The 22244-nt window shown below is 48.9% G+C and carries 23 protein-coding genes; 10 read left to right on the forward strand and 13 right to left on the reverse strand.

Going from position 1 to position 22244, the window contains the following annotated elements:
* Positions 1-184: 184 nt before the first annotated feature.
* Positions 185-883 (reverse strand): autotransporter outer membrane beta-barrel domain-containing protein, encoded by a 699-nt coding sequence (locus tag FEM44_RS08920; RefSeq protein WP_130216270.1) that lies wholly within the window; start codon positions 881-883, stop codon positions 185-187.
* Between the two features lie 157 nt (positions 884-1040).
* On the opposite strand from FEM44_RS08920, the gene tag reads away from it, so the two are divergent.
* Positions 1041-1601: a DNA-3-methyladenine glycosylase I gene (gene tag, locus FEM44_RS08925; RefSeq protein WP_130216268.1), complete on the forward strand. Its 561-nt coding sequence runs from the start codon at positions 1041-1043 to the stop codon at positions 1599-1601.
* The gene (locus tag FEM44_RS08930) at positions 1601-2041 is read left to right on the forward strand and encodes an N-acetyltransferase (protein WP_130222999.1); all 441 of its coding nucleotides are present in this window, start codon (positions 1601-1603) and stop codon (positions 2039-2041) included. The genes tag and FEM44_RS08930 overlap by 1 nt, the downstream gene beginning before the upstream one ends.
* On the opposite strand, the gene bisC is transcribed toward FEM44_RS08930, so the two are convergent.
* Entirely contained in the window at positions 2010-4343 is a 2334-nt protein-coding gene (gene bisC / locus FEM44_RS08935; protein WP_135522582.1) for a biotin sulfoxide reductase, read from the reverse strand. The genes FEM44_RS08930 and bisC overlap by 32 nt on opposite strands.
* A 152-nt stretch (positions 4344-4495) precedes the next feature.
* Here bisC and FEM44_RS08940 point away from each other — a divergent pair, with 152 nt between their 5' ends.
* Both FEM44_RS08940 and ghrB read left to right on the forward strand, forming a co-directional pair.
* Positions 4496-5155, forward strand: a complete 660-nt coding sequence (locus FEM44_RS08940) for an OmpA family lipoprotein (RefSeq protein ID WP_000747625.1) — start codon at positions 4496-4498, stop codon at positions 5153-5155.
* A gap of 103 nt (positions 5156-5258) precedes the next feature.
* Positions 5259-6233, forward strand: coding sequence for a glyoxylate/hydroxypyruvate reductase GhrB (ghrB, locus tag FEM44_RS08945; protein ID WP_135522581.1), 975 nt, complete (start codon positions 5259-5261; stop codon positions 6231-6233).
* 48 nt (positions 6234-6281) lie between these two features.
* On the opposite strand, the gene FEM44_RS08950 is transcribed toward ghrB, so the two are convergent.
* A complete protein-coding gene (locus FEM44_RS08950) occupies positions 6282-6992 on the reverse strand; it encodes a DUF3053 domain-containing protein (RefSeq protein WP_130216260.1) in 711 nt (236 codons plus the stop codon).
* Between the two features lie 419 nt (positions 6993-7411).
* Between FEM44_RS08950 and FEM44_RS08955 the strand changes: the two genes are divergently transcribed.
* A complete protein-coding gene (locus FEM44_RS08955; protein ID WP_135522580.1) occupies positions 7412-7702 on the forward strand; it encodes an HTH-type transcriptional regulator in 291 nt (96 codons plus the stop codon).
* A 281-nt stretch (positions 7703-7983) separates the two neighbouring features.
* Positions 7984-8196, forward strand: a complete 213-nt coding sequence (gene cspE, locus FEM44_RS08960) for a transcription antiterminator/RNA stability regulator CspE (protein ID WP_000014594.1) — start codon at positions 7984-7986, stop codon at positions 8194-8196.
* A 290-nt stretch (positions 8197-8486) separates the two neighbouring features.
* On the opposite strand, the gene yidD is transcribed toward cspE, so the two are convergent.
* The 6 genes from yidD to FEM44_RS08990 all read right to left on the reverse strand — a co-directional run bounded on the left by yidD (position 8487) and on the right by FEM44_RS08990 (position 13063).
* A complete protein-coding gene (gene yidD, locus FEM44_RS25465; RefSeq protein WP_276606471.1) occupies positions 8487-8642 on the reverse strand; it encodes a membrane protein insertion efficiency factor YidD in 156 nt (51 codons plus the stop codon).
* Between the two features lie 157 nt (positions 8643-8799).
* Positions 8800-8952 carry a type I toxin-antitoxin system toxin HokA gene (hokA, locus tag FEM44_RS08970; protein ID WP_001135738.1) on the reverse strand — a complete coding sequence of 51 codons (153 nt, stop codon included), beginning with the start codon at positions 8950-8952 and terminating at the stop codon, positions 8800-8802.
* A gap of 298 nt (positions 8953-9250) precedes the next feature.
* Positions 9251-9610: a hypothetical protein gene (locus FEM44_RS08975; RefSeq protein WP_135522579.1), complete on the reverse strand. Its 360-nt coding sequence runs from the start codon at positions 9608-9610 to the stop codon at positions 9251-9253.
* 68 nt (positions 9611-9678) lie between these two features.
* Entirely contained in the window at positions 9679-11748 is a 2070-nt protein-coding gene (gene glyS, locus FEM44_RS08980; protein ID WP_130216252.1) for a glycine--tRNA ligase subunit beta, read from the reverse strand.
* A gap of 9 nt (positions 11749-11757) precedes the next feature.
* Complete coding sequence (gene glyQ / locus FEM44_RS08985; protein WP_001168544.1) at positions 11758-12669, reverse strand: glycine--tRNA ligase subunit alpha; 912 nt, start codon at positions 12667-12669, stop codon at positions 11758-11760.
* 94 nt (positions 12670-12763) lie between these two features.
* Entirely contained in the window at positions 12764-13063 is a 300-nt protein-coding gene (locus FEM44_RS08990) for a YsaB family lipoprotein (protein ID WP_130216250.1), read from the reverse strand.
* Positions 13064-13236: 173 nt separating this feature from the next.
* Between FEM44_RS08990 and wecH the strand changes: the two genes are divergently transcribed.
* Positions 13237-14232 (forward strand): O-acetyltransferase WecH, encoded by a 996-nt coding sequence (gene wecH, locus FEM44_RS08995; RefSeq protein WP_135522578.1) that lies wholly within the window; start codon positions 13237-13239, stop codon positions 14230-14232.
* Positions 14233-14268: 36 nt separating this feature from the next.
* On the opposite strand, the gene yiaA is transcribed toward wecH, so the two are convergent.
* From yiaA to xylA, 4 genes are all read right to left on the reverse strand, one after another.
* Positions 14269-14706: an inner membrane protein YiaA gene (gene yiaA / locus FEM44_RS09000; RefSeq protein ID WP_135522577.1), complete on the reverse strand. Its 438-nt coding sequence runs from the start codon at positions 14704-14706 to the stop codon at positions 14269-14271.
* 41 nt (positions 14707-14747) lie between these two features.
* A complete protein-coding gene (gene yiaB, locus FEM44_RS09005; RefSeq protein WP_135522576.1) occupies positions 14748-15089 on the reverse strand; it encodes an inner membrane protein YiaB in 342 nt (113 codons plus the stop codon).
* Between the two features lie 167 nt (positions 15090-15256).
* Complete coding sequence (xylB, locus tag FEM44_RS09010) at positions 15257-16711, reverse strand: xylulokinase (protein ID WP_135522575.1); 1455 nt, start codon at positions 16709-16711, stop codon at positions 15257-15259.
* A 70-nt stretch (positions 16712-16781) separates the two neighbouring features.
* The gene (gene xylA, locus FEM44_RS09015; RefSeq protein ID WP_064527882.1) at positions 16782-18104 is read right to left on the reverse strand and encodes a xylose isomerase; all 1323 of its coding nucleotides are present in this window, start codon (positions 18102-18104) and stop codon (positions 16782-16784) included.
* A gap of 366 nt (positions 18105-18470) precedes the next feature.
* Between xylA and xylF the strand changes: the two genes are divergently transcribed.
* The 3 genes from xylF to xylH all read left to right on the forward strand — a co-directional run bounded on the left by xylF (position 18471) and on the right by xylH (position 22241).
* Positions 18471-19463, forward strand: coding sequence for a D-xylose ABC transporter substrate-binding protein (gene xylF / locus FEM44_RS09020; protein WP_130210040.1), 993 nt, complete (start codon positions 18471-18473; stop codon positions 19461-19463).
* 77 nt (positions 19464-19540) lie between these two features.
* The gene (xylG, locus tag FEM44_RS09025) at positions 19541-21082 is read left to right on the forward strand and encodes a D-xylose ABC transporter ATP-binding protein (RefSeq protein ID WP_135522574.1); all 1542 of its coding nucleotides are present in this window, start codon (positions 19541-19543) and stop codon (positions 21080-21082) included.
* Entirely contained in the window at positions 21060-22241 is a 1182-nt protein-coding gene (xylH, locus tag FEM44_RS09030) for a xylose ABC transporter permease XylH (protein ID WP_130210036.1), read from the forward strand. The genes xylG and xylH overlap by 23 nt, the downstream gene beginning before the upstream one ends.
* Positions 22242-22244 lie beyond the last annotated feature (3 nt).

The raw sequence follows: 22244 nt of genomic DNA on the forward strand, positions 1-22244 counted from the left end.
AACATAACGAAGTGCATTTTATGCAGGGGGAAAAAAGGCATGAAATGCCATCAAAACGGAATGAAATGCCTTAGTTCGGGAATGAATGACGTGACAAATATTCACCACAATAATTATTTGGTCAGTTAGCACCCACTATCATTGCAATGGTTGTTATTAGCAGCACATGTTTGTAACAAATCCGTTAAAATCTGGCACTAACGCCCATGGTATACAAATAATCACTATCATTGGCGCTATTCTCCGCCTGGGATAACGCGGCATAGGCGGCAATATGCTGGTTAAGCAACATATCGGCTCCTACGGTTACATCGAGCCAGTTACCATTCTGATTTGTCGCTGTCATGCGACTTAGGCCTGATTGAGCCTTCCAGATATTTTCACCAAATTGCTGGTTGTAGCTGATTTGCGCCCAGGGACGGAAATCGCCAAGTCGGGAATCGACACGCCAGCCTAACGTACTGACGCTGGCATGCCATAACGGATCAGTCAGCGTTGCAGTACTGTCGCCAAACTCGTTATACATGGAGGTGGTTGTGCCATCGTAATGTAATGCGGCGACTGGACCCGTTGTAACCTGCTCATATAAAGGAAAGTTCCAGCCCATACTCATACTGCTGGTCACATCCGCAGGGGTTTCTTCCGCCAGATTAACTTCCAGTCCCAACGCTCTTTGGCTACTTTGAATACGTTGCGACAAAATATCGTTGTAGTCCGGTTGGTGATCGCTATCCCAGGTATAACGCTCAGTGGTATGTCCTGGTTGCGTATCAACGATATATTCTTGTTGCCAGGCGTAAGCTGTGTTGAGAAAAAAAGAACTGATTACCACGCTCGCCAGCAGACTTAAGTGCCAGCGACCACCGCATTTTTTTATGATCATTAACACGACTCCAGGGAAGAGCCGAATTCGGCAATATTATTGTCATTGTATGTAGGATGTCGGGCATCTTAGCCCTGTATTAAATATTGACTTTTTCACCGATGCGTCAAGACAAGAGGGTGAAATATTTACGATCTGGTACATAGCGAGGGAAAGTATGGAACGTTGCGGCTGGGTGAGTCAGGACCCGCTTTATATTGCCTACCACGATAATGAGTGGGGCGTGCCTGAAACCAACAGTAATAAACTGTTCGAAATGATCTGCCTTGAAGGACAACAGGCAGGGTTATCCTGGATTACCGTTCTCAAAAAACGTGAAAACTATCGCGCCTGTTTTCATCAGTTCGATCCGGTAAAAGTCGCGGCTATGCAGGAAGAGGACGTTGAAAGACTGGTGCTTGATGCCGGGATTATCCGCCATCGTGGGAAAATTCAGGCGATAATTGGTAACGCACGGGCATACCTGCAAATGGAGCAGAACGGCGAACCGTTTGCCGACTTTGTCTGGTCGTTCGTAAACCATCAACCACAGGTGACACAAGCCAAAACGTTGAGCGAAATCCCCACCTCAACGCCCGCCTCTGATGCGCTTTCCAAGGCACTGAAAAAACGCGGCTTCAAATTTGTTGGCACGACGATTTGTTACTCCTTTATGCAGGCATGCGGACTGGTGAACGATCATGTCGTTGGCTGCTGTTGCCATCCGGGGAGGAAATAATGATTCGAGAAGCGCAACGTTTGGAATTACCTGCGATCCTTGAATTATGGCTGGAAAGTACAACCTGGGGACATCCTTTCATAGAAGAAAGCTACTGGCGTGACTGCATTCCGCTGGTGCGTGATGCTTATCTTGCCAACGCGCAAAACTGGGTGTGGGAAGAAGATGGCAAGCTTCTCGGTTTTGTCAGCGTGATGGAAGGACGATTTTTAGCTGCGATGTTTGTCGCACCAAAGGCCGTCAGGCGCGGTATTGGTAAGGCGCTGATGCAACATGTGCAACAACGCCATCCCCATTTATTGTTGGAGGTTTACCAGAAAAACCAGCCCGCGATAAATTTCTACCATGCGCAAGGATTCCATATTGTCGACTGCGCCTGGCAGGAAGAAACCCAACTTCCCACCTGGATTATGGATTGGCAGGCGGATCAAACGCCGTAAGTGGCAGTTCCGGGCCAGTGTATTTCTCCAGCCACGCTAACGCCGTGTTACCCGCGCATCCATTCCCCAGCCGCGAGCTGGGGAGATCTTTCGTCAGCACGTTCACCGCGCCGTTTTTACAAATGCCGCCAGCGGTTAAATCCAGATCGGGCCATGCCCCTTCGTGAATGCAAATCACGCCAGGTTTAATACCTTCGCTAATGACCGCTCCGGCAAGAATTTGCCCGCGCGAGTTCCACACTCGTACCGTGTCGCCCTCTTTTATGCCTCGCGCTCGTGCATCATCAGGGTGAATGGTGGCAGGTTCACGGTTTGCCACCGCATATAATTCACGCAGAGAACTGTAATTTAGCTGGCTGTGCAAACGATGTGCGGGGTGGGCAGAAAGTACCTGCAACTGTTCCGGTTCGGCATTGCCCTGCCACTCATCCGGCTCCAGCCACATGGGATGCCCCGGACAATCCGGGTAACCGTAATCCGCGATACGCTGCGAGAAGATTTCAATCTTACCACTGGCCGTTTTTAACGGATGCGCCAGTGGGTCGCGGCGAAAATCAGCAAACCGGATAAACTGTTCGCTGATTGGGTTTTCCGGCATCTCAATGAATTGGTTTGCTTCCCAAAACGCGTCAAACGATGGTAATTCAACCTGCTGACTTGCCCCTCGTTGTCGGGCGACGTTATAAAAAGTTTCCAGCCATTGCAGCTCAGTTTTCCCTTCCGTAAACCGCGCGTAGCCCCCCTTCTCCCAACGTTCGCTTAATTCAGCAAAGACGTCGAAATCATTACGCGCTTCGTCACGCGGCGGCACGACTTGTTTCATCGGAACAAGATGCTGATTGCTGTAATCTCCGGTCATGGTGAGATCGTTACGCTCAAAAGACGTGGTTGCAGGCAGGACGATATCGGCATGTTTCGCCGCCGCCGTCCAGAAGCATTCTGAAATGACCACCAGTTCCGGTTTTTGCCAGGCACGAATCAGACGATTAGTGTCCTGATGATGTGTAAAATTGGCGCCGCCCGCCCACCAGATAAAGCGTATATCCGGAAAGTGACGATTCATGCCGTTGTGTTGGTATGCGCCACCAGGATTTTCAAGAGCCTCGACAATACGGGCGACAGGAATTTTTTCTACCGCATCCGTACCACCCGGCAAACTGCCCTGCATGGAAGAGAGCACTGCGGCGCGGCGCGTGGGGTTACCACCATTCGCAAAATGGTAGGAGAGGCCAAAACCGCCACCAGGTGTGCCAATTTGCCCCAACATTGCCGCCAGCGTGACGAGCATCCAGTGCTTTTGCTCGCCAAACTGCTGACGCTGCATTCCCCATCCTGCCATCAGCATGGTGGTATTTTGATGGAAAATAGCCGCCAGTTCGCGGATTTTATCTGCCGGTACACCACAAATCTCCGCCGCCCATTCGGCAGTTTTCGCTATGCCATCACTCTCGCCCTGTAAATAAGAAGCGAAGACGCCATAGCCGATAGTGCAACGTGCCAGAAACTCTTCGTCGTGCCAGCAGTTTTCCACCAGCGTATGGGCGATCCCCAGCATCAGCGCCACATCTGTTCCCATATGCGGTGCTACCCATTCCATTTTATCGCCAAAGAAATCAACGGTTTCCGATCGCATGGGATCAATGCAGATCAGCTTTTTCCCGCTATCCCGCAGTGCGGAAAAGTAAGAAAGCCCCTGCTCATCGGATGCATTCCACGCAATTTTCAGTGTATTTAGAGGGTTAGCACTCCACAGCACCACCACATCGCTATGTTCAAGCACCAGCGACCAACTGGTCTGCTGCTGATAAACTTCGCTGCCGCCCACAACATACGGCATGATCGCCTGTGCTGCGCCGGTCGAATAATCCCCCAGATGGCCAGTATAGCCGCCTGCCAGCGCCATATAGCGTTGTAACAAGGTTGACGCTTTATGCAGCACGCCATTTGAACGCCAGCCGTAGGAACCGGCAAAAATCGACGCCGGACCATAAGCTCCGCGAATGCGTTTGTGTTGTTGGTGAATAAGATCCAGTGCCTCATCCCAACTCACGCGAACAAATTCGTCCTGCCCGCGAATCCCTTGTGGATTTTCTGGTGACGCAAGAAAGCCTTTACGCACCATCGGAAATCGCACCCGCGTATTGCTATGAACCTGGTCGCGAACCGCACTCTGCAAGGAGTTTTCCATTCCTGTGGTTAACGCACCACGCGAGCTGAAAACTGTTTCACCGTCGGTTTCAACCAGCATTGGTCCCCAGTGGGCGGCAGTAAGAACAGAAAAACGTGAGGATGAGTTGGCCAAACCGAAGGCTCCTGAAAAGTTAGATGTATTGAGCAGTTAAATATTACTTACAAATTTCCGAGTATTCCCAGGAATAATCTTCATGTTCACACGGCATAATCTTCCGCCACGAAACCCGTGGCAAAGAATAAAAAGGTTATTAAGGATTAACAATGAAGAAACGTGTTTATCTTATTGCCGCCGTTGTGAGTGGCGCTCTGGCGGTATCTGGCTGTACAACTAACCCTTACACCGGCGAACGCGAAGCGGGTAAATCTGCTATTGGCGCGGGTCTGGGCTCTCTCGTTGGCGCGGGCATTGGCGCACTCTCTTCTTCGAAGAAAGATCGTGGTAAAGGCGCACTGATTGGCGCAGCAGCAGGCGCGGCACTGGGCGGCGGCGTTGGCTATTACATGGATGTGCAGGAAGCGAAACTGCGCGACAAAATGCGCGGCACTGGCGTTAGCGTAACGCGCAGCGGGGACAACATTATCCTCAACATGCCGAACAATGTGACCTTCGACAGCAGCAGCGCCACTCTGAAACCAGCAGGTGCTAACACCCTGACCGGTGTTGCAATGGTACTGAAAGAGTACCCGAAAACGGCGGTTAACGTGATTGGCTACACCGACAGCACTGGTGGTCATGACCTGAACATGCGTCTGTCGCAGCAGCGTGCAGATTCCGTTGCCAGTGCATTGATTACCCAGGGCGTTGACGCCAGCCGTATTCGTACCCAGGGTCTTGGCCCAGCTAACCCGATCGCCAGCAACAGCACCGCAGAAGGCAAAGCCCAAAACCGTCGCGTAGAAATTACCTTAAGCCCGCTGTAATCACTTTCATGCCAGGTGGTGATTCAATCACCTGGTATTCTTAGGTTTTCCTGCTTCTTTTTTCAGGCTAAGGTGATCGCCTAATCAGTGAATGGAGAGAAGCATGAAGCCGTCCGTTATCCTCTACAAAGCCTTACCTGATGATTTACTGCAACGCCTGCAAGCACATTTCACCGTTCACCAGGTGACAGACCTCACTCCACAGACCGTCGCGCAGAACACGGAAATTTTTGCCGAAGCCGAGGGCTTGTTAGGTTCAAATGAAAATGTTGATGCCGTGTTGCTGGAAAAAATGCCGAAACTGCGTGCCGCATCAACTATCTCTGTAGGCTACGACAATTTCGATGTCGATGCGCTTACCGCCCGAAAAATCCTGCTAATGCATACGCCAACCGTATTAACGGAAACGGTGGCCGATACACTGATGGCATTGGTGCTGTGTACCGCGCGTCGGGTTGTCGAGGTAGCAGAACGCGTAAAAGCAGGCGAATGGACCGCGAGCATTGGCCCGGACTGGTACGGCAGCGACGTGCATCATAAAACACTTGGCATTGTCGGGATGGGACGGATCGGCATGGCACTGGCACAACGGGCACACTTTGGCTTCAACATGCCTATCCTCTATAACGCTCGCCGCCACCATAAAGAAGCTGAAGAACGCTTTAACGCCCGTTATTGCGATCTGGATACGCTGTTACAAGAGTCGGATTTCGTTTGCCTGATCCTGCCGCTAACTGAAGAAACGCATCACCTGTTTGGCGCTGAACAATTCGCCAAAATGAAATCCTCCGCCATCTTCATTAATGCAGGACGTGGACCGGTGGTTGACGAAAATGCACTGATTGCGGCATTGCAGAAAGGGGAAATTCACGCCGCCGGACTGGATGTCTTCGAACAAGAGCCGCTGTCAGTAGATTCACCGCTGCTCTCAATGGCAAATGTCGTCGCAGTCCCACATATTGGTTCTGCTACTCATGAGACGCGTTATGCCATGGCCGCCTGTGCGGTGGATAATTTGATTAATGCGTTACAAGGGAATGTCGAGAAGAACTGTGTGAATCCGCAAGTCGCGGAATAACCGCGACTGCGTGAAGAAAAGCCCGAAAATCTCTCGGGCTTTTACTCTTTATTGGGTTGCAGTTACTGCTGCGGTCCAGGCCTGATTAAACGCCTGATGCTGTGCCGGTAATGGCGCAATCAGTTTGTTATATTCACTCGCCTGCTGCGAAGTCGGGAACTGAATGCCATTCGCCACAAAGCTTACCTGAGTACCCTGCTGGGAAATATAGTCACCAACCATCACCAGTTGTTGTGTAAAGGTTTGTGCCGCCGGAATCAACGGTTGTAACGCATCAGCCGGTGTCGTCACCACTTTGGTGAATGCCTGATCAAAGACCGGTTTCAGATCATCAGTCTGTTTCAGCGCAGAGTGCGCTGCATCGGCCTGCAACTTCGCATTTTGTAGCTGTTGCGCCAGTACACCCAGCGAACCGTTCATTTCACGCAGCGGACCACTTTGCGTGACATAATCCTGTGGTACACGAATTGCGTTAACGCTGTCTACAACCGGACGCAGACCGGAATCCATCGCCTGATTCACCTGTTGGGAATAGCCATACAGAATCGCGTAATCAGAGACAAAAGGACCAAATTGTTTTTTCTGATCGGCAGTCAGGGTTGGTAGACGTTCACCGCTACGCATCACTGTATTCTGCAGGAAGTCGATAAACGCTTTACGCTGATCGCCTTCTTTATCAAAACACCCACTCAGGCTAACTACCATTAATAACGCCGCAAGAGGCGCAAACCAGCGAGAGCAGGACTTTCCTGTCGCCATTTTCTTACTCCTTTCACCCAAAAAAAGCGCACAACGACACACGCGTGTCTGACGTGACAAGGATAGTCCAGGACAAGCTTGCAAGATACCCTTTATGCATAATCTTCCTGGGAAAATGATGTAGAAAATGAAGGAAGGTTAATTTGTTGTTTCATTGTTAAAAACAGGCATTGCTATTGCGTTTTTTAGCCAGGACTTTACTTCTCTTCGCTAAGTGAAATTTTCGGAATCTTTACAATCCGGGATTCTGCGAAATATATCGGCATTAATCATATCGTTAGGCAACTATAAGTCACAGTTATTGATAAGCTGAATCGAATCACACTCCGGTTGCTTCCCGCTGAGTCAGTGTTTCCCGACTATTCTTAATGAGCTTCAATGCAATTCACGATCCCGCAGTGTGATTTGAGGAGTTTTCAATGGAATATAAAGATCCAATGCTTGAGCTGTTGAGCAGCCTGGAACAAATTGTTTTTAAAGATGAAACACAGAAGATGACCCTGACGCACAGACCTACGCCCTGTACCGAGATTGAGCAATTACGCAAAGGAACGGGGTTAAAAATTGATGATTTCGCCCGTGTTTTGGGCGTATCCGTTGCGATGGTAAAGGAATGGGAATCCAGACGAGTGAAGCCTTCCAGTGCTGAACTAAAATTAATGCGTCTGATTCAGGCCAATCCGGCATTAAGTAAGCAGTTGATGGAATAGAGTTTTATTAACTTTTTTGATGTTTACGGTCCTGATGACAGGGCCGTTTTCCGACCGATTAATCATAAATTTGAAAAATAATTGTTGCATCCACCTTCAATGCGTGGCTTAATGCACATCAACGGTTTGACGTACAGACCATTAAAGCAGTGTAGTAAGGCAAGTCCCTTCAAGAGTTATCGTTGATACCCCTCGTAGTGCACATTTCCTTTAACGCTTCAAAATCTGTAAAGCACGCCATATCGCCGAAAGGCACACTTAATTATTAAAGGTAATACACTATGTCCGGTAAAATGACTGGTATCGTAAAATGGTTCAACGCTGACAAAGGCTTCGGCTTCATCACTCCTGACGATGGCTCTAAAGACGTGTTCGTACACTTCTCTGCTATCCAGAACGATGGTTACAAATCTCTGGACGAAGGTCAGAAAGTGTCCTTCACCATCGAAAGCGGCGCTAAAGGCCCAGCAGCTGGTAACGTAACCAGCCTGTAATCTCTGCTTAAAAGCACAGAATCTAAGATCCCTGCCATTTGGCGGGGATTTTTTTATTGGAAAAACCGCTTTATATGTAGAGAAGAACAGTCCCAGGAACAATCCAGATCCGGCACCGGAATGTTCGGGCAAAAGTCCGGGATGTGGCAATCACGACAGACCGCACCATCACATCCGGAACAATCACAATCATTATTCTTCTTTTTACGTATAACCTCGTTCAGTTGTTGCTTCTGCCTGACTGTCTGTGCCGCAAGTCGGCAATCTGCAAAACGCTGACGTATCTCGCCTCAGCCTGCAATAACACCTTTCTGTTGAATAATCTCTTTGACTGCCCCCGAACATCCCTGCGTTTGGTACAACACACTGTAAGCACAGCGATATCCTTTGCGAGGAGAAAGATGTCGTTGATAAAGCATTATCAACAGTAAAAGCAGTTTATTCATGAAGGCTCCGAACCAATCCTGTTCTCAATTAAAAATCTATTTAATAGCCAAATCCATTCGTATTTTTTAAATAATATTCATCAAGGAAATAAATTAGGGTGCATTGAGAATACCCAACACCGTAAGAAAGGCGGGAATAACTTCCCGCCAAAGACTCTTACTCTTTCAAATTGCAGGCTAAAAATGCCGCCAGCTCATAACTCCCCTGTTTAATATGCAATTCACACAATGAATCTCTTATCATCCAGGTGAAAAATAAAAGCGTGAAACAAATCACTATTAAAGAAAGCAATCTATATTTCTGCGGCATTCCCAGCCTCCTGTGTTGATTTCCAACGAGTAAGAGGCTAACCTTATGGTGTTCAGGCATAGGGTAGCCTCACTTTGATTTATAGTCAGGTGGGGCTTTTCTCTGTCTGCCTTTCGGTGATACCTGAGACAAACAGTCTCAAGCACCCGCAGCTATTCTAGCGTAAATTCTGATTTCACTCTTGTTGATAAATTCCGAAAAAAATCTCACTTACTGAATAGATAAATAATATTTTATTCAACCGGTGATTATTAATGATAATCATATTAACCAGGAATCATGGGATATGTGGATTTTATTATTTATAATCAAACTCATACCCAATCTGCTGTAATATCTCAGTACCGTTCTCGTACTCGATCACACCTGATGGTGTACCTTGAAGAATATTCTCCAACACATAAGTAAGTAACTGAGCCACAAAGCGAGGTTGATTCAAATTAATATTGATTTTTACATTATTGTATAAAGCTGGCAGGCCATCATTAAATGGGCAACCACCGTAATGGCAAGTAGCAGTTCTGAAATAGATTAAAATCTGTGCTTTTTTATCTTTGCTTATTATCCTTAAATAACAATCTCGCTCATCTGCATAGTAGTAACGATAAACCCAAAGCCAGGTGCGGCCAGCCACTACTATCTTTCGTAACTTTGCCATATCTCATTCCTTAAGATAAAAAAAAACCGACACCCAAAATGAATGTCGGTTTTTCGATTACTTATCAATTACTGCAACAGCGAAATATCCGCAACGCGCAGGAACAATTCGCGCAGTTTTTCCAGCATGGTCAGGCGGTTGATACGCAGATCTTTATCATCAACCATGACCATCACTTTATCGAAGAAAGCATCGACAGGTTCACGCAACTCGGCCAGTTCGACCAGCGCATCCTGGTAACGACCTTCAGCAAAGTACGGCTCCAGTTTGTCTCGCAGAACAACCACCTGCATCGCCAGTTTAATTTCTTCCGGCTCTTTCAGGGTAGAGGCATTCACGCGGTCGCTCAGCACTTCGTCAGATTTCGCCAGAATGTTGGATACACGTTTGTTCGCCGCCGCCAGTGCAGCAGCTGCATCCAGGGTACGGAAATGCGATACCGCCTTCATACGGGCATCGAAATCTGCCGGACGGGTCGGACGACGCGCCAGTACCGCCTGGATGGTGTCAACGGTGTAACCTTCGTCCTGATACCAGGCGCGGAAGCGACCGAGCATAAAGTCGATAACATCATCAACCACGTTGGCATTAGTCAGCTTATCGCCATACAAACGCACCGCTTCTTCTGTCAACGTTTGCAGGTCAAGGTTGAGGTTCTTCTCAACGATAATACGCAGCACGCCAAGTGCCGCACGACGCAGCGCAAATGGATCTTTGTCGCCTTTCGGATGCTGACCGATACCGAAGATACCCGCCAGGGTGTCCATCTTGTCAGCAATCGCCAGCGCACAGGCTACCGGGTTAGACGGCAGGTCATCACCGGCAAAACGCGGCTGATACTGTTCGTTCAGCGCTACCGCGACATCTTCCGCTTCGCCATCGTGACGCGCGTAGTGCATCCCCATCACGCCCTGGGTGTCGGTGAACTCGAAGACCATGTTGGTCATCAGGTCACACTTAGACAGCAGGCCCGCACGGGTAGCGTGGTTAACGTCAGCGCCAATCTGTTCAGCAATCCAGCCAGCCAGCGCCTGAATGCGGTCAGTTTTGTCGCGCAGCGTACCCAGCTGTTGCTGGAACAGCACGGTTTGCAAGCGCGGCAGGTTATCTTCCAGACGTTTTTTACGGTCGGTGTTGAAGAAGAACTCGGCATCTGCCAGACGTGGACGAACGACTTTCTCGTTACCGGAGATAATTTGCTGCGGATCTTTCGATTCGATGTTGGCAACGAAGATAAAGTTCGGCAGCAGTTTGCCGTCGTTCGCGTACACCGGGAAGTACTTCTGGTCACCTTTCATGGTGTAAACCAGTGCTTCAGACGGCACAGCGAGGAATTTCTCTTCGAATTTCGCGGTCAGAACAACCGGCCATTCAACCAGAGAAGCCACTTCTTCCAGCAGACTTTCGCTTAAGTCAGCGTTACCGCCAATCTTACGCGCTGCTTCTTCGGCATCGGCTTTAATCTTCGCCTTACGTTCTTCATAATCGGCGATGACTTTCCCGCGCTCACGCAGAATTTCCGGATACTGATCGGCATTGTCGATAGTGAATTCCGGCTCGCCCATAAAGCGGTGGCCGCGAATCACGCGATCGGACTGAATGCCCAGAATGGTTGCCGGAATGACTTTGTCGCCCAGCAGCAGGGTCACGGTGTGCACCGGACGCACGAAGTGTACGTCGCTTGCGCCCCAACGCATCAGTTTCGGGATCGGCAGTTTCGCCAGCGAAGTCGCAACCATATTCGGCAGCAGTGCTTCGGTGCTTTCGCCTTTCACGTGGGCGCGATACAGCAGCCATTCACCTTTATCGGTAGTCAGACGCTCAGCCTGGTCAACGGTAATACCGCAACCACGCGCCCAACCTTCTGCCGCTTTGCTCGGTTTACCTTCGGCATCGAACGCCTGGGCAATTGCCGGGCCACGTTTTTCGATTTCACGGTCAGGCTGGGCTTCCGCCAGGTTAGCCACTTTCAGCGCCAGACGACGCGGAGCAGCAAACCATTGAACGGTGCCATGTGCGAGGCCAGCGTTATCCAGCTCCGCAGTAAAGTTCGCAGCAAAGGACTCAGCCAGACTGCGCAGTGCTTTTGGTGGCAGTTCTTCAGTGCCGATTTCCACCAGAAAAGTTTTCTCAGACATAGCCGCCTCTTACTTATCTTTGTTGCACATCGGGAAGCCGAGGGCTTCACGGGAAGCGTAGTATGCTTCTGCCACTGCTTTTGTCAGGGTGCGAATGCGCAAAATGTAACGCTGACGCTCGGTGACGGAGATGGCTTTACGCGCATCCAGCAGGTTGAAGCTGTGGGCGGCTTTCAGAATACGCTCGTAGGCTGGCAGCGGCAGCGGATTTTCCAGCGCCAGCAGCTGCTGGGCTTCTTTCTCGTACTGCTCGAAGCAGGTGAACAGGAAGTCCACATCCGCGTATTCGAAGTTGTAAGTGGACTGCTCCACTTCGTTCTGATGGAACACGTCGCCGTAGGTGGTTTTACCCAGCGGGCCGTCGCTCCAGACCAGGTCGTAAACGCTGTCTACGCCCTGAATGTACATTGCCAGACGTTCCAGACCGTAGGTGATCTCGCCGGTAACCGGTTTACACTCCAGACCACCAACCTGCTGGAAGTAAGTGAACTGTGTCACTTCCATGCCGTTCAGCCACACTTCCCAGCCCAGTCCCCAGGCCCCCAGCGTCGGGTTTTCCCAGTTATCTTCCACGAAACGGATATCGTGGATAGTCGGGTCCATGCCCAGCTCTTTCAGAGAACCGAGGTACAGCTCCTGAATATTGTCCGGCGATGGCTTAATGACCACCTGGAACTGATAGTAGTGCTGTAAACGGTTGGGGTTTTCGCCGTAGCGACCATCGGTCGGGCGACGAGAAGGCTGGACATAAGCAGCCGCCATCGGTTCTGGCCCCAGCGCACGCAGACAGGTCATTGGGTGAGAGGTTCCCGCGCCGACTTCCATGTCCAATGGTTGAACAATGGTGCAGCCCTGGCGAGCCCAGTAATCCTGTAAGGTCAGGATCAAGCCCTGGAAGGTCCTGGTATCAAACTTTTGCATATTATTTCGTGCTGGATACGTGTGGATTTAAAGGAAGGGATCAGTATACCCGCTGGATGGAAGATATACAGTACGAAACGGGAAAAAGCAGGGCTTAACGCATGGAAAGATGCAAAAAATGGCCATCTGCGTCAAAAGAACAGACAAACTGCTCTTTCCGGAAGGTATAACCACGCATTTCGTAGCTCCCCTGGAACTGTTCAAATGCGGTGACGTCGATTTTTTGCTCACCGGTGTTATAACGTTTTGCTGCCTGATCCTTGCACAACGCTTCCATATTCAATGAACGCAGCGGCTCAACCTTTACCCGCTGTGCTTTCTGCTCGGGTGGCGGTGTCGAGCATCCCACTAACACAATAAGTGCCATTGCTGGAAAGAAATAGTTCATCATCATTAAATTACCGTCTTATTTGCAGGTGAGTCTTATTATTAATATCGGTATAGTGGCTGAATCTAACTAATTTCCTCAAGCCTCTATAAGCTGTAGAGATAAAACTCGGATTATTCCAGTGCACCAGCTGAATGATTTATCGGTCAGACCTTTTTTAACCAGTTACAGAGACACAGATGCAGCCCAAAATTTATTGGATTGATAACCTGCGAGGGATAGCCTGTTTAATGGTGGTGATGATTCATACCACCACCTGGTATGTAACCAACGCCCATAGCGTTAGCCCCATAACCTGGGATATCGCGAATGTTCTAAATTCTGCCTCCCGTGTCAGCGTGCCGCTATTTTTCATGATTTCAGGCTATCTCTTTTTTGGCGAACGTAGCGCCCAACCGCGTCATTTCTTGCGTATTGGCTTATGTCTGCTGTTTTATAGTGTCATCGCGTTGATCTACATTGCGCTTTTTACCGCTATCAATGTGGAGTTAGCGCTGAAAAACCTGCTACAAAAGCCTGTGTTTTATCACTTATGGTTTTTCTTCGCGATTGCGGTGATTTATCTGGTTTCGCCGCTGGTTCAGGTGAAAAACGTTAGCGGTAAAATGTTGCTGGTACTAATGGTGGTGATTGGCATCATCGCTAACCCAAACACAGTGCCACAGAAGATCGACGGCTTCGAATGGCTACCGATTAACTTATATATCAATGGCGATACTTTTTACTACATCCTGTATGGCATGTTGGGCCGCGCCATTGGCATGGTGGATACGCAACATAAATCACTGTCGTGGGTGAGCGCCGTACTGTTTGCTGCGGGGGTATTTATCATCTCTCGCGGGACATTATATGAATTACAGTGGCGCGGAAATTTTGCCGATACCTGGTATCTCTATTGCGGACCGATGGTTTTTATCTGCGCAATCGCGTTACTGACTCTGGTAAAAAATACGCTGGATACACGCACAGTTCCCGGGCTTGGGCTGATATCACGCCATTCTTTAGGTATATACGGGTTCCACGCATTGATTATCCATGCGCTGCGTACCCGGGGGATTGAGCTTAAAAACTGGCCAATACTGGATATTATCTGGATCTTCTGTGCCACGCTGGCCACAAGCTTATTACTTTCTGTGCTGGTGCAACGAATTGACCGAAACAGATTCGTAAGTTGAGCAAAAGCCCGGTCACATTGGCCGGGCTTACAAGGATTATTCGCTATATTCTTCCTGAGCAACCACTGTTTCTTTTGATGGGTTAACTCCAGCATCACGAATATTCTTCTGTACTGCTACTGCACCAAACAAACTTAAAAAGAAGGCCAGACCATAAAACCCTTTTTCGCTGAGTAATAATGTTGCATTCCACAGACCAACTATCAGTAATGCGACAGAAATGATAAAGACAACCAGACAGGTCATATAATAAATGGATGTAGTGGGGATGCCTTCATATTTGTCCCGCACAGTTTTTTGATAAGATGCGGCTGAAAATAGTCCTAGCACCAGAACAGCAAAGTAATATCCTTTTTCATTTAACTGCATTTCCGCATTCCATAGCCCTAATAAATAGGTAACAATACCGCCGCCAAGCGCTATCCATGACACAATGCTAAATGCTGGAGAATAGGTTGATATTTCGTTTTCCATCACAGAGTTCCTTTCATATTACATTGTAAGAGCTACATAGCTCATGCTGAACGCAATAACCGCATCTGACCAAACAAGCAAGTAAAGAAGGCAATGGGATAAATCACCATTTCATAAGCGTTAACGGGTGCATTTAAAACACCGATAAACAACAGACCGATAGTGATTAACGCAACTAACTGGCAGATGCGAATAAACATGTCATCCAGTTGCCCGAGTTTTTCAGCACGAAGGTAAGCATAATTGCCAAACGTTCCCGTCATTATCACACCGAGAAAATAGCCTTTGCCGCTTAACAATGGGCATGAGATCCATAGCCCAACCAGATAAACTAACGCCCCGACAACGAATAATAGTTTTGCCACAGTCTTTGAGGTTTTCATAATGATCTCCGTATCTACCAGCGATACATTACGATTAACCAACGAAAGACAAAACTGAAAAACACTATTAACAAATGATTTTCAGAATAAATTCATATGAAATATTAATGAATTGATAGTATATATAGACAAGAATTATCCCCTGCCCGGCCAGGCGGGGGATAAGTTTACGCCATTAGTGGCAGAAGTTGCTGATAGAGACGACGGAATGTTTCGCGTCGTGGCTGATAAGCGGCATGATGCTGCGCGTTCGGCATATGCGACTGCTCTAACGGCAGTTGCGGCAACAATTCACTGAGCGATTTATCTGGATTCACCGCAATCTGCGCCAACCTTGCTGCGCCCAGTGCAGGCCCTACATCACCACCCGTGCGGTAATCCAACTGCTGACCGCTGATATCCGCCAGCATCTGACGCCAGTACTCACTACGCGCTCCACCACCAATCAGGGTAATACTTTGCGGTTTAATACCGCAGGCGTGCACTACATCCATGCCGTCGGCCAGCGCATAACCCACGCCTTCCAGCACTGCTCGCGCCAGTTCATTAGGGCCGTGTTGATGGGTCAGGCCAAAGAAAACCCCCTTCGCCTGTGGATTATTGTGCGGGGTACGCTCGCCGGAAAGATAAGGCAAAAACCAGATTGGCTCGGCACTTTCATCTGCCTGTTGCGCAGCTGTAATTAAGGCCTGGACATTACTCAGGCCGGTTAATTTCGCTGCCCAATCCAGACACGATGCCGCACTCAACATCACCGACATTAAATGCCAACGCTGTGGTAATGCATGGCAAAAGCTGTGTACGGCGCTTTCCGGCTTGCTTAAGAACCCTTCGCTCACCGCAAAATAAACACCAGAAGTTCCCAGCGACAGCATTGCCTGGTTGGCATCAACCATACCCACACCAACCGCGCCAGCCGCATTATCGCCGCCGCCCGCGACAACGGGCACTGCCGCCATTCCCCATGCTTTTGCCACCTCAGGTAGCAAAGTTCCGGTAACTTCACTGCCTTCGTATAATGCTGGCATCTGGTCACGGGACAGCTGGCAAGCTTGCAGCATGACATCACTCCAGTCACGCTTCGCGACATCCAGCCACATGGTGCCCGCCGCATCAGACATATCACTGGCAAACTCTCCGGTCATACGCAGACGCAAATAATCTTTTGGCAATAAAACTTTGTCTACCTGACGGAATATATCTGGCTCATGGCGTTGCACCCACAGCAGCTTAGGCGCGGTAAATCCGGGCATCATCAGATTGCCGGTTATAGCGCGCGAATCCGGGACTCGTGCTTCAAGCAAAGCGCACTCTTGCGCACAGCGCCCGTCATTCCACAAAATCGCTGGACGTAATACCTGCTGCCGAACATCAAGTAACGTTGCTCCGTGCATCTGTCCAGCAATACCTAACGCCTTAACCTCTTGCAAAGAATATTGTCGCGCAAGCGTTCTCACTGCACGATCTGTTGCCTGCCACCACTGTTCCGGGTCTTGTTCAGACCAGAGGGGATGCGGGCGCGAAACGGTTAGTTTTTCTGTTTGTGAAGCAATTACCTCACCCTGTTCGTTGAGCAGAATGACTTTCACGCCCGATGTGCCAAGATCTATCCCGATATACATAGCGATCGTTCCTTAAAAAATGCCCGGTATCGCTACCGATAACCGGGCCAACGGACTGCACAGTTAGCCGTTATTTGTCGAACAGATAATGGTTTACCAGATTTTCTAACTGCTCCTGGCGACCACTCTGATGCACCGGTGCAAGATTATGTTCCTGGGCATATTTTGCTAAATCCGCCAGAGACATTTGGCCTTTCAGAATTTGCTGGCCCAGTTCGCTATTCCAGCCGGAATAACGTTGCGCTACGCGTTTATCCAGCTCACCGTCTTCAATCATGCGTGCTGCAATTTTCAGCGCCAGTGCCATCGTATCCATCGCGCCAATATGACCGTAGAACAGGTCATATTTATCGGTGCTCTGACGACGTACTTTGGCATCGAAGTTCAAACCACCGGTGGTAAAACCGCCCGCTTTGAGAATTTCATACATCACCAGCGCATTCTCTTCCACGCTGTTCGGGAACTGGTCGGTATCCCAGCCCAACTGCGCGTCACCACGGTTAGCATCGACAGAACCGAACAGACCAAGCGCAATGGCGGTGGCAATTTCATGGTGGAAAGAGTGCCCCGCCAACGTTGCGTGGTTTGCTTCAATATTCAGTTTAATCTCTTTTTCCAGGCCAAACTGCTTCAGGAAGCCGTAGACCGTCGCGGCATCGTAATCATATTGATGTTTGGTCGGCTCTTGCGGTTTCGGTTCGATAAGCAAGGTACCCTGGAAACCGATTTTATGTTTATGCTCAACCACCATCTGCATAAAGCGGCCAATCTGTTCACGCTCCTGACGCAAATCGGTATTCAGCAGCGTTTCGTAACCTTCGCGACCGCCCCACAACACATAGTTTTCACCACCCAGTTTATGCGTCGCTTCCATCGCCGTAACGACTTGTGTTGCTGCCCAGCTGAAAACTTCCGGGTCGGGATTCGTAGCTGCGCCCGCACCATAACGTGGGTTAGTAAAGCAGTTAGCGGTTCCCCACAGCAGTTTCACGCCGCTCTCTTCTTGTTTACCTGCCAGCACATCGACCATTTGCGCAAAGTTATTGATGTACTCTTTTAACGATGCGCCTTCCGGGGAAACGTCCACATCGTGGAAGCAATAAAAAGGCACATGTAATTTGTGGAAAAACTCAAATGCGACATCTGCTTTACGCTTCGCCAATGCCAGCGCCTCGCCAGGTTGCTGCCAAGGACGGTTAAACGCGCCTACGCCAAACATATCCGCCCCGTTCCAGCAGAAGGTGTGCCAGTAGCAAGCGGCAAAACGCAAATGGTCTTCCATACGCTTACCCAACACCAATTCGTCGGGGTTGTAGTGACGGAATGCTAACGGGTTAGAGGATTTCGGGCCTTCATAACGAACGCGATCGAGCTGGTCAAAATAAGCTTGCATAATGAACTCCATAATCAGGTAATGCCGCGGGTGATGGATGATGTCGTAATATTGGGCACTCCCTTTAAGTTGCTCAATTATGTTATTTCACACTGCTATTGAGATAATTCACAAGTGTGCGCTCGCTCGCAAAATAAAATGGAATGATGAAATTGGGTAATTACTCGAAGAGAAAAATGCAACAAATTCGATTAACCAACAAAAATAAGATCTCGGTCATAAATCAAGAAATAAACGAAAAATCGTAATCGAAAGATAAAAATCTGTAATTGTTTTCCCCCATTTAGTTGCTAAAAATTGGTCACGTTAAACGCGGTGATTGTTACTTTTTAAAGCTACCCTCTAACAAAAGAAGGCCTCTGAACCATGAAAATAAAGAACATTTTACTCACCCTGTGCACCTCACTTCTGCTAACCAACGTTGCGGCACATGCTAAAGAAGTCAAAATCGGTATGGCTATTGATGATCTCCGTCTTGAGCGCTGGCAGAAAGACCGGGATATTTTCGTAAAAAAAGCTGAATCTCTCGGCGCAAAAGTATTTGTGCAGTCTGCAAATGGCAACGAAGAAACTCAAATGTCGCAGATTGAAAACATGATTAACCGGGGAGTCGATGTTCTTGTCATTATTCCGTATAACGGACAGGTATTAAGTAACGTTGTAAAAGAAGCAAAACAAGAAGGCATTAAAGTATTAGCTTACGACCGCATGATTAATGATGCTGATATCGACTTTTATATTTCTTTCGATAACGAAAAAGTGGGCGAACTACAAGCAAAAGCGCTGGTCGATATCGTCCCGCAAGGAAATTATTTCCTGATGGGCGGCTCTCCGGTGGATAACAACGCTAAGCTTTTCCGCGCCGGGCAAATGAAAGTATTAAAACCTTACGTCGACTCCGGGAAAATTAAAGTCGTAGGCGACCAATGGGTTGATGGCTGGTTACCAGAAAACGCGCTGAAAATTATGGAAAACGCGTTGACCGCCAACAATAACAAAATTGACGCTGTTGTTGCTTCTAACGATGCTACTGCTGGCGGGGCTATTCAGGCATTAAGCGCGCAAGGTTTGTCAGGGAAAGTCGCCATTTCCGGTCAGGATGCGGATCTCGCCGGCATTAAACGTATTGCTGCGGGTACGCAAACCATGACGGTGTATAAACCGATTACTCTACTGGCAAATACTGCCGCAGAAATTGCTGTTGAACTGGGTAACGATCAACAACCTAAAGCAGATACCACGTTGAATAATGGGCTGAAAGATGTGCCATCCCGCCTGCTGACACCTATTGATGTGAATAAAAACAACATCAAAGACACGGTGATTAAAGACGGTTTCCACAAGGAGAGCGAGCTTTAAGCGTTACGTCCCTGTCGACAACGGGGACGTGATTTCTCTCCATGCCGCATGAACTGATTGGCTTAGGTGGAGTCGTTATGTCTTATCTACTTGAAATGAAGAGCATTACCAAAACTTTCGGCAGCGTAAAGGCGATAGATAACGTCAGTTTGCGGCTAAATGCTGGTGAGATCGTCTCACTTTGCGGTGAGAACGGTTCTGGTAAATCAACATTAATGAAAGTGCTATGCGGAATTTATCCCTTTGGCAGTTACGAAGGCGAAATTACTTTTGCTGGTGAAGTAATACAGGCAAGTCACATCCGCGATACCGAACGCAAAGGTATCGCCATCATTCACCAGGAATTAGCATTGGTGAAAGAGTTGACCGTGCTGGAAAATATCTTTCTTGGCAATGAGATAACCCGCAATGGGATCATGGATTATGATCTGATGACGCTACGCTGTCAGAAACTGTTAGCGCAAGTCAGCTTATCCATTTCACCAGATACCCGCGTTGGTGATTTAGGTCTTGGGCAACAACAACTCGTTGAAATTGCCAAGGCACTAAATAAACAGGTGCGTTTATTAATTCTCGATGAACCAACAGCCTCATTAACTGAGCTGGAAACCACAGTTTTACTGGATATTATTCGCGATCTGCAACAACACGGCATCGCATGTATCTATATTTCTCACAAGCTCAACGAAGTCAAAGCGATTTCCGACACAATTTGTGTTATTCGCGACGGTCAGCACATAGGTACGCGTGATGCAGCCGGAATGAGCGAAGACGATATTATCACCATGATGGTTGGGCGAGAATTAACGGCACTGTACCCAAACGAACCACATACCACTGGCGATGAAATATTACGCATAGAACATCTGACGGCATGGCATCCGGTTAATCGTCATATTAAACGGGTTAACGATGTCTCGTTTTCACTGAAACGTGGCGAAATACTGGGGATTGCTGGACTGGTCGGCGCTGGTCGCACCGAAACTATTCAATGCCTTTTTGGCGTTTGGCCCGGACAATGGGAAGGGAAAATCTATATTGATGGCAAACAAGTGGATATTCGTAATTGCCAGCACGCCATCGCCCAGGGTATTGCAATGGTGCCAGAAGATAGAAAGCGTGATGGCATCGTTCCGGTAATGGCAGTTGGTAAAAATATTACCCTCGCCGCACTCAGTAAATTTACCGGGGGTATTAGCCAGCTTGATGATGCCGCAGAGCAAAAATGTATTCTGGAATCAATCCAGCGACTCAAAGTGAAAACGTCGTCTCCGGAACTTGCTATTGGACGTTTAAGCGGCGGCAATCAACAAAAAGCGATCCTGGCACGCTGTCTGTTACTCAACCCGCGCATTCTCATTCTTGATGAACCTACCAGGGGTATCGATATTGGCGCGAAATACGAGATCTACAAATTAATTAACCAACTCGTCCAGCAGGGTATCGCCGTTATTGTCATCTCTTCTGAATTACCTGAAGTACTTGGTCTTAGCGATCGCGTACTGGTGATGCATGAAGGAAAACTAAAAGCCAACCTGATAAATCATAACCTGACTCAGGAGCAGGTGATGGAAGCCGCATTGAGGAGCGAACATCATGTCGAAAAGCAATCCGTCTGAAGTGAAATTAGCCGTACCGACATCCGGTGGCTTCTCTGTGCTGAAGTCACTGAATTTACAAGTTTTCGTGATGATTGCAGCAATCATCGCCATCATGCTGTTCTTTACCTGGACTACTGACGGCGCCTATTTAAGCGCCCGTAACGTCTCCAACTTGCTGCGCCAGACCGCGATTACCGGCATCCTTGCGGTAGGGATGGTGTTCGTCATAATTTCTGCCGAAATCGACCTCTCGGTCGGCTCGATGATGGGGCTATTAGGCGGCGTCGCCGCTATCTGCGACGTCTGGTTAGGCTGGCCTCTGCCGCTCACCATTATTGTGACGCTGGTTCTGGGCCTGCTTCTCGGCGCATGGAATGGTTGGTGGGTCGCGTACCGCAAAGTGCCTTCATTTATTGTCACCCTGGCGGGCATGTTGGCATTTCGCGGCATCCTCATTGGCATCACCAACGGTACGACAGTTTCACCCACCAGCGCCGCGATGTCACAAATTGGACAGAGCTATCTACCCGCCAGCACCGGTTTCATTATTGGCGCGCTTGGCTTAATGGCTTTTGTCGGCTGGCAATGGCGTGGAAGAATGCGCCGACAAGCTTTGGGTTTACAGTCTCCGGCATCTACAGCGGTGGTCGGTCGCCAGGCTTTGACCGCCATCATCGTATTAGGCGCAATCTGGCTACTGAATGATTACCGTGGCGTTCCTACTCCTGTCCTGCTGCTGACGTTGCTGTTACTCGGCGGCATGTTTATGGCAACAAGGACAGCTTTCGGGCGGCGCATTTACGCTATTGGCGGCAATCTGGAAGCGGCGCGACTCTCCGGGATTAACGTAGAACGCACCAAACTTGTCGTGTTTGCTATCAACGGTTTGATGGTGGCCATCGCGGGGTTAATCCTCAGTTCACGGCTTGGCGCAGGCTCGCCTTCTGCCGGTAATATCGCCGAACTGGATGCCATTGCAGCCTGCGTGATTGGCGGCACCAGTCTGGCTGGCGGCGTAGGGAGTGTTGCGGGGGCTGTGATGGGGGCATTCATCATGGCTTCGCTGGATAACGGCATGAGTATGATGGATGTTCCGACCTTCTGGCAGTATATCGTCAAAGGTGCGATTCTGTTGCTGGCAGTGTGGATGGACTCCGCAACCAAACGCCGTTCCTGATTT

It is taken from the genome of Escherichia sp. E4742, from assembly GCF_005843885.1.
Taxonomy (GTDB): Bacteria; Pseudomonadota; Gammaproteobacteria; order Enterobacterales; family Enterobacteriaceae; genus Escherichia.

Excerpts from the sequence above, each read along its gene's own strand:
- FEM44_RS08990 (WP_130216250.1), bottom strand. The coding sequence starts at position 13,063 with ATGATGATGAACTATTTCTTTCCAGCAATGGCACTTATTGTGTTAGTG.
- tag (WP_130216268.1), top strand. The coding sequence starts at position 1,041 with ATGGAACGTTGCGGCTGGGTGAGTCAGGACCCGCTTTATATTGCCTAC.
- FEM44_RS08920 (WP_130216270.1), bottom strand. The coding sequence starts at position 883 with ATGATCATAAAAAAATGCGGTGGTCGCTGGCACTTAAGTCTGCTGGCG.
- yidD (WP_276606471.1), bottom strand. The coding sequence starts at position 8,642 with ATGAATAAACTGCTTTTACTGTTGATAATGCTTTATCAACGACATCTT.
- FEM44_RS08950 (WP_130216260.1), bottom strand. The coding sequence starts at position 6,992 with ATGGCGACAGGAAAGTCCTGCTCTCGCTGGTTTGCGCCTCTTGCGGCG.
- hokA (WP_001135738.1), bottom strand. The coding sequence starts at position 8,952 with ATGCCGCAGAAATATAGATTGCTTTCTTTAATAGTGATTTGTTTCACG.
- cspE (WP_000014594.1), top strand. The coding sequence starts at position 7,984 with ATGTCCGGTAAAATGACTGGTATCGTAAAATGGTTCAACGCTGACAAA.
- FEM44_RS08975 (WP_135522579.1), bottom strand. The coding sequence starts at position 9,610 with ATGGCAAAGTTACGAAAGATAGTAGTGGCTGGCCGCACCTGGCTTTGG.
- yiaB (WP_135522576.1), bottom strand. The coding sequence starts at position 15,089 with ATGAAAACCTCAAAGACTGTGGCAAAACTATTATTCGTTGTCGGGGCG.
- ghrB (WP_135522581.1), top strand. The coding sequence starts at position 5,259 with ATGAAGCCGTCCGTTATCCTCTACAAAGCCTTACCTGATGATTTACTG.
- xylH (WP_130210036.1), top strand. The coding sequence starts at position 21,060 with ATGTCGAAAAGCAATCCGTCTGAAGTGAAATTAGCCGTACCGACATCC.
- FEM44_RS08940 (WP_000747625.1), top strand. The coding sequence starts at position 4,496 with ATGAAGAAACGTGTTTATCTTATTGCCGCCGTTGTGAGTGGCGCTCTG.
- FEM44_RS08955 (WP_135522580.1), top strand. The coding sequence starts at position 7,412 with ATGGAATATAAAGATCCAATGCTTGAGCTGTTGAGCAGCCTGGAACAA.
- xylA (WP_064527882.1), bottom strand. The coding sequence starts at position 18,104 with ATGCAAGCTTATTTTGACCAGCTCGATCGCGTTCGTTATGAAGGCCCG.
- wecH (WP_135522578.1), top strand. The coding sequence starts at position 13,237 with ATGCAGCCCAAAATTTATTGGATTGATAACCTGCGAGGGATAGCCTGT.
- xylF (WP_130210040.1), top strand. The coding sequence starts at position 18,471 with ATGAAAATAAAGAACATTTTACTCACCCTGTGCACCTCACTTCTGCTA.
- FEM44_RS08930 (WP_130222999.1), top strand. The coding sequence starts at position 1,601 with ATGATTCGAGAAGCGCAACGTTTGGAATTACCTGCGATCCTTGAATTA.
- yiaA (WP_135522577.1), bottom strand. The coding sequence starts at position 14,706 with ATGGAAAACGAAATATCAACCTATTCTCCAGCATTTAGCATTGTGTCA.
- glyQ (WP_001168544.1), bottom strand. The coding sequence starts at position 12,669 with ATGCAAAAGTTTGATACCAGGACCTTCCAGGGCTTGATCCTGACCTTA.
- glyS (WP_130216252.1), bottom strand. The coding sequence starts at position 11,748 with ATGTCTGAGAAAACTTTTCTGGTGGAAATCGGCACTGAAGAACTGCCA.
- xylG (WP_135522574.1), top strand. The coding sequence starts at position 19,541 with ATGTCTTATCTACTTGAAATGAAGAGCATTACCAAAACTTTCGGCAGC.
- xylB (WP_135522575.1), bottom strand. The coding sequence starts at position 16,711 with ATGTATATCGGGATAGATCTTGGCACATCGGGCGTGAAAGTCATTCTG.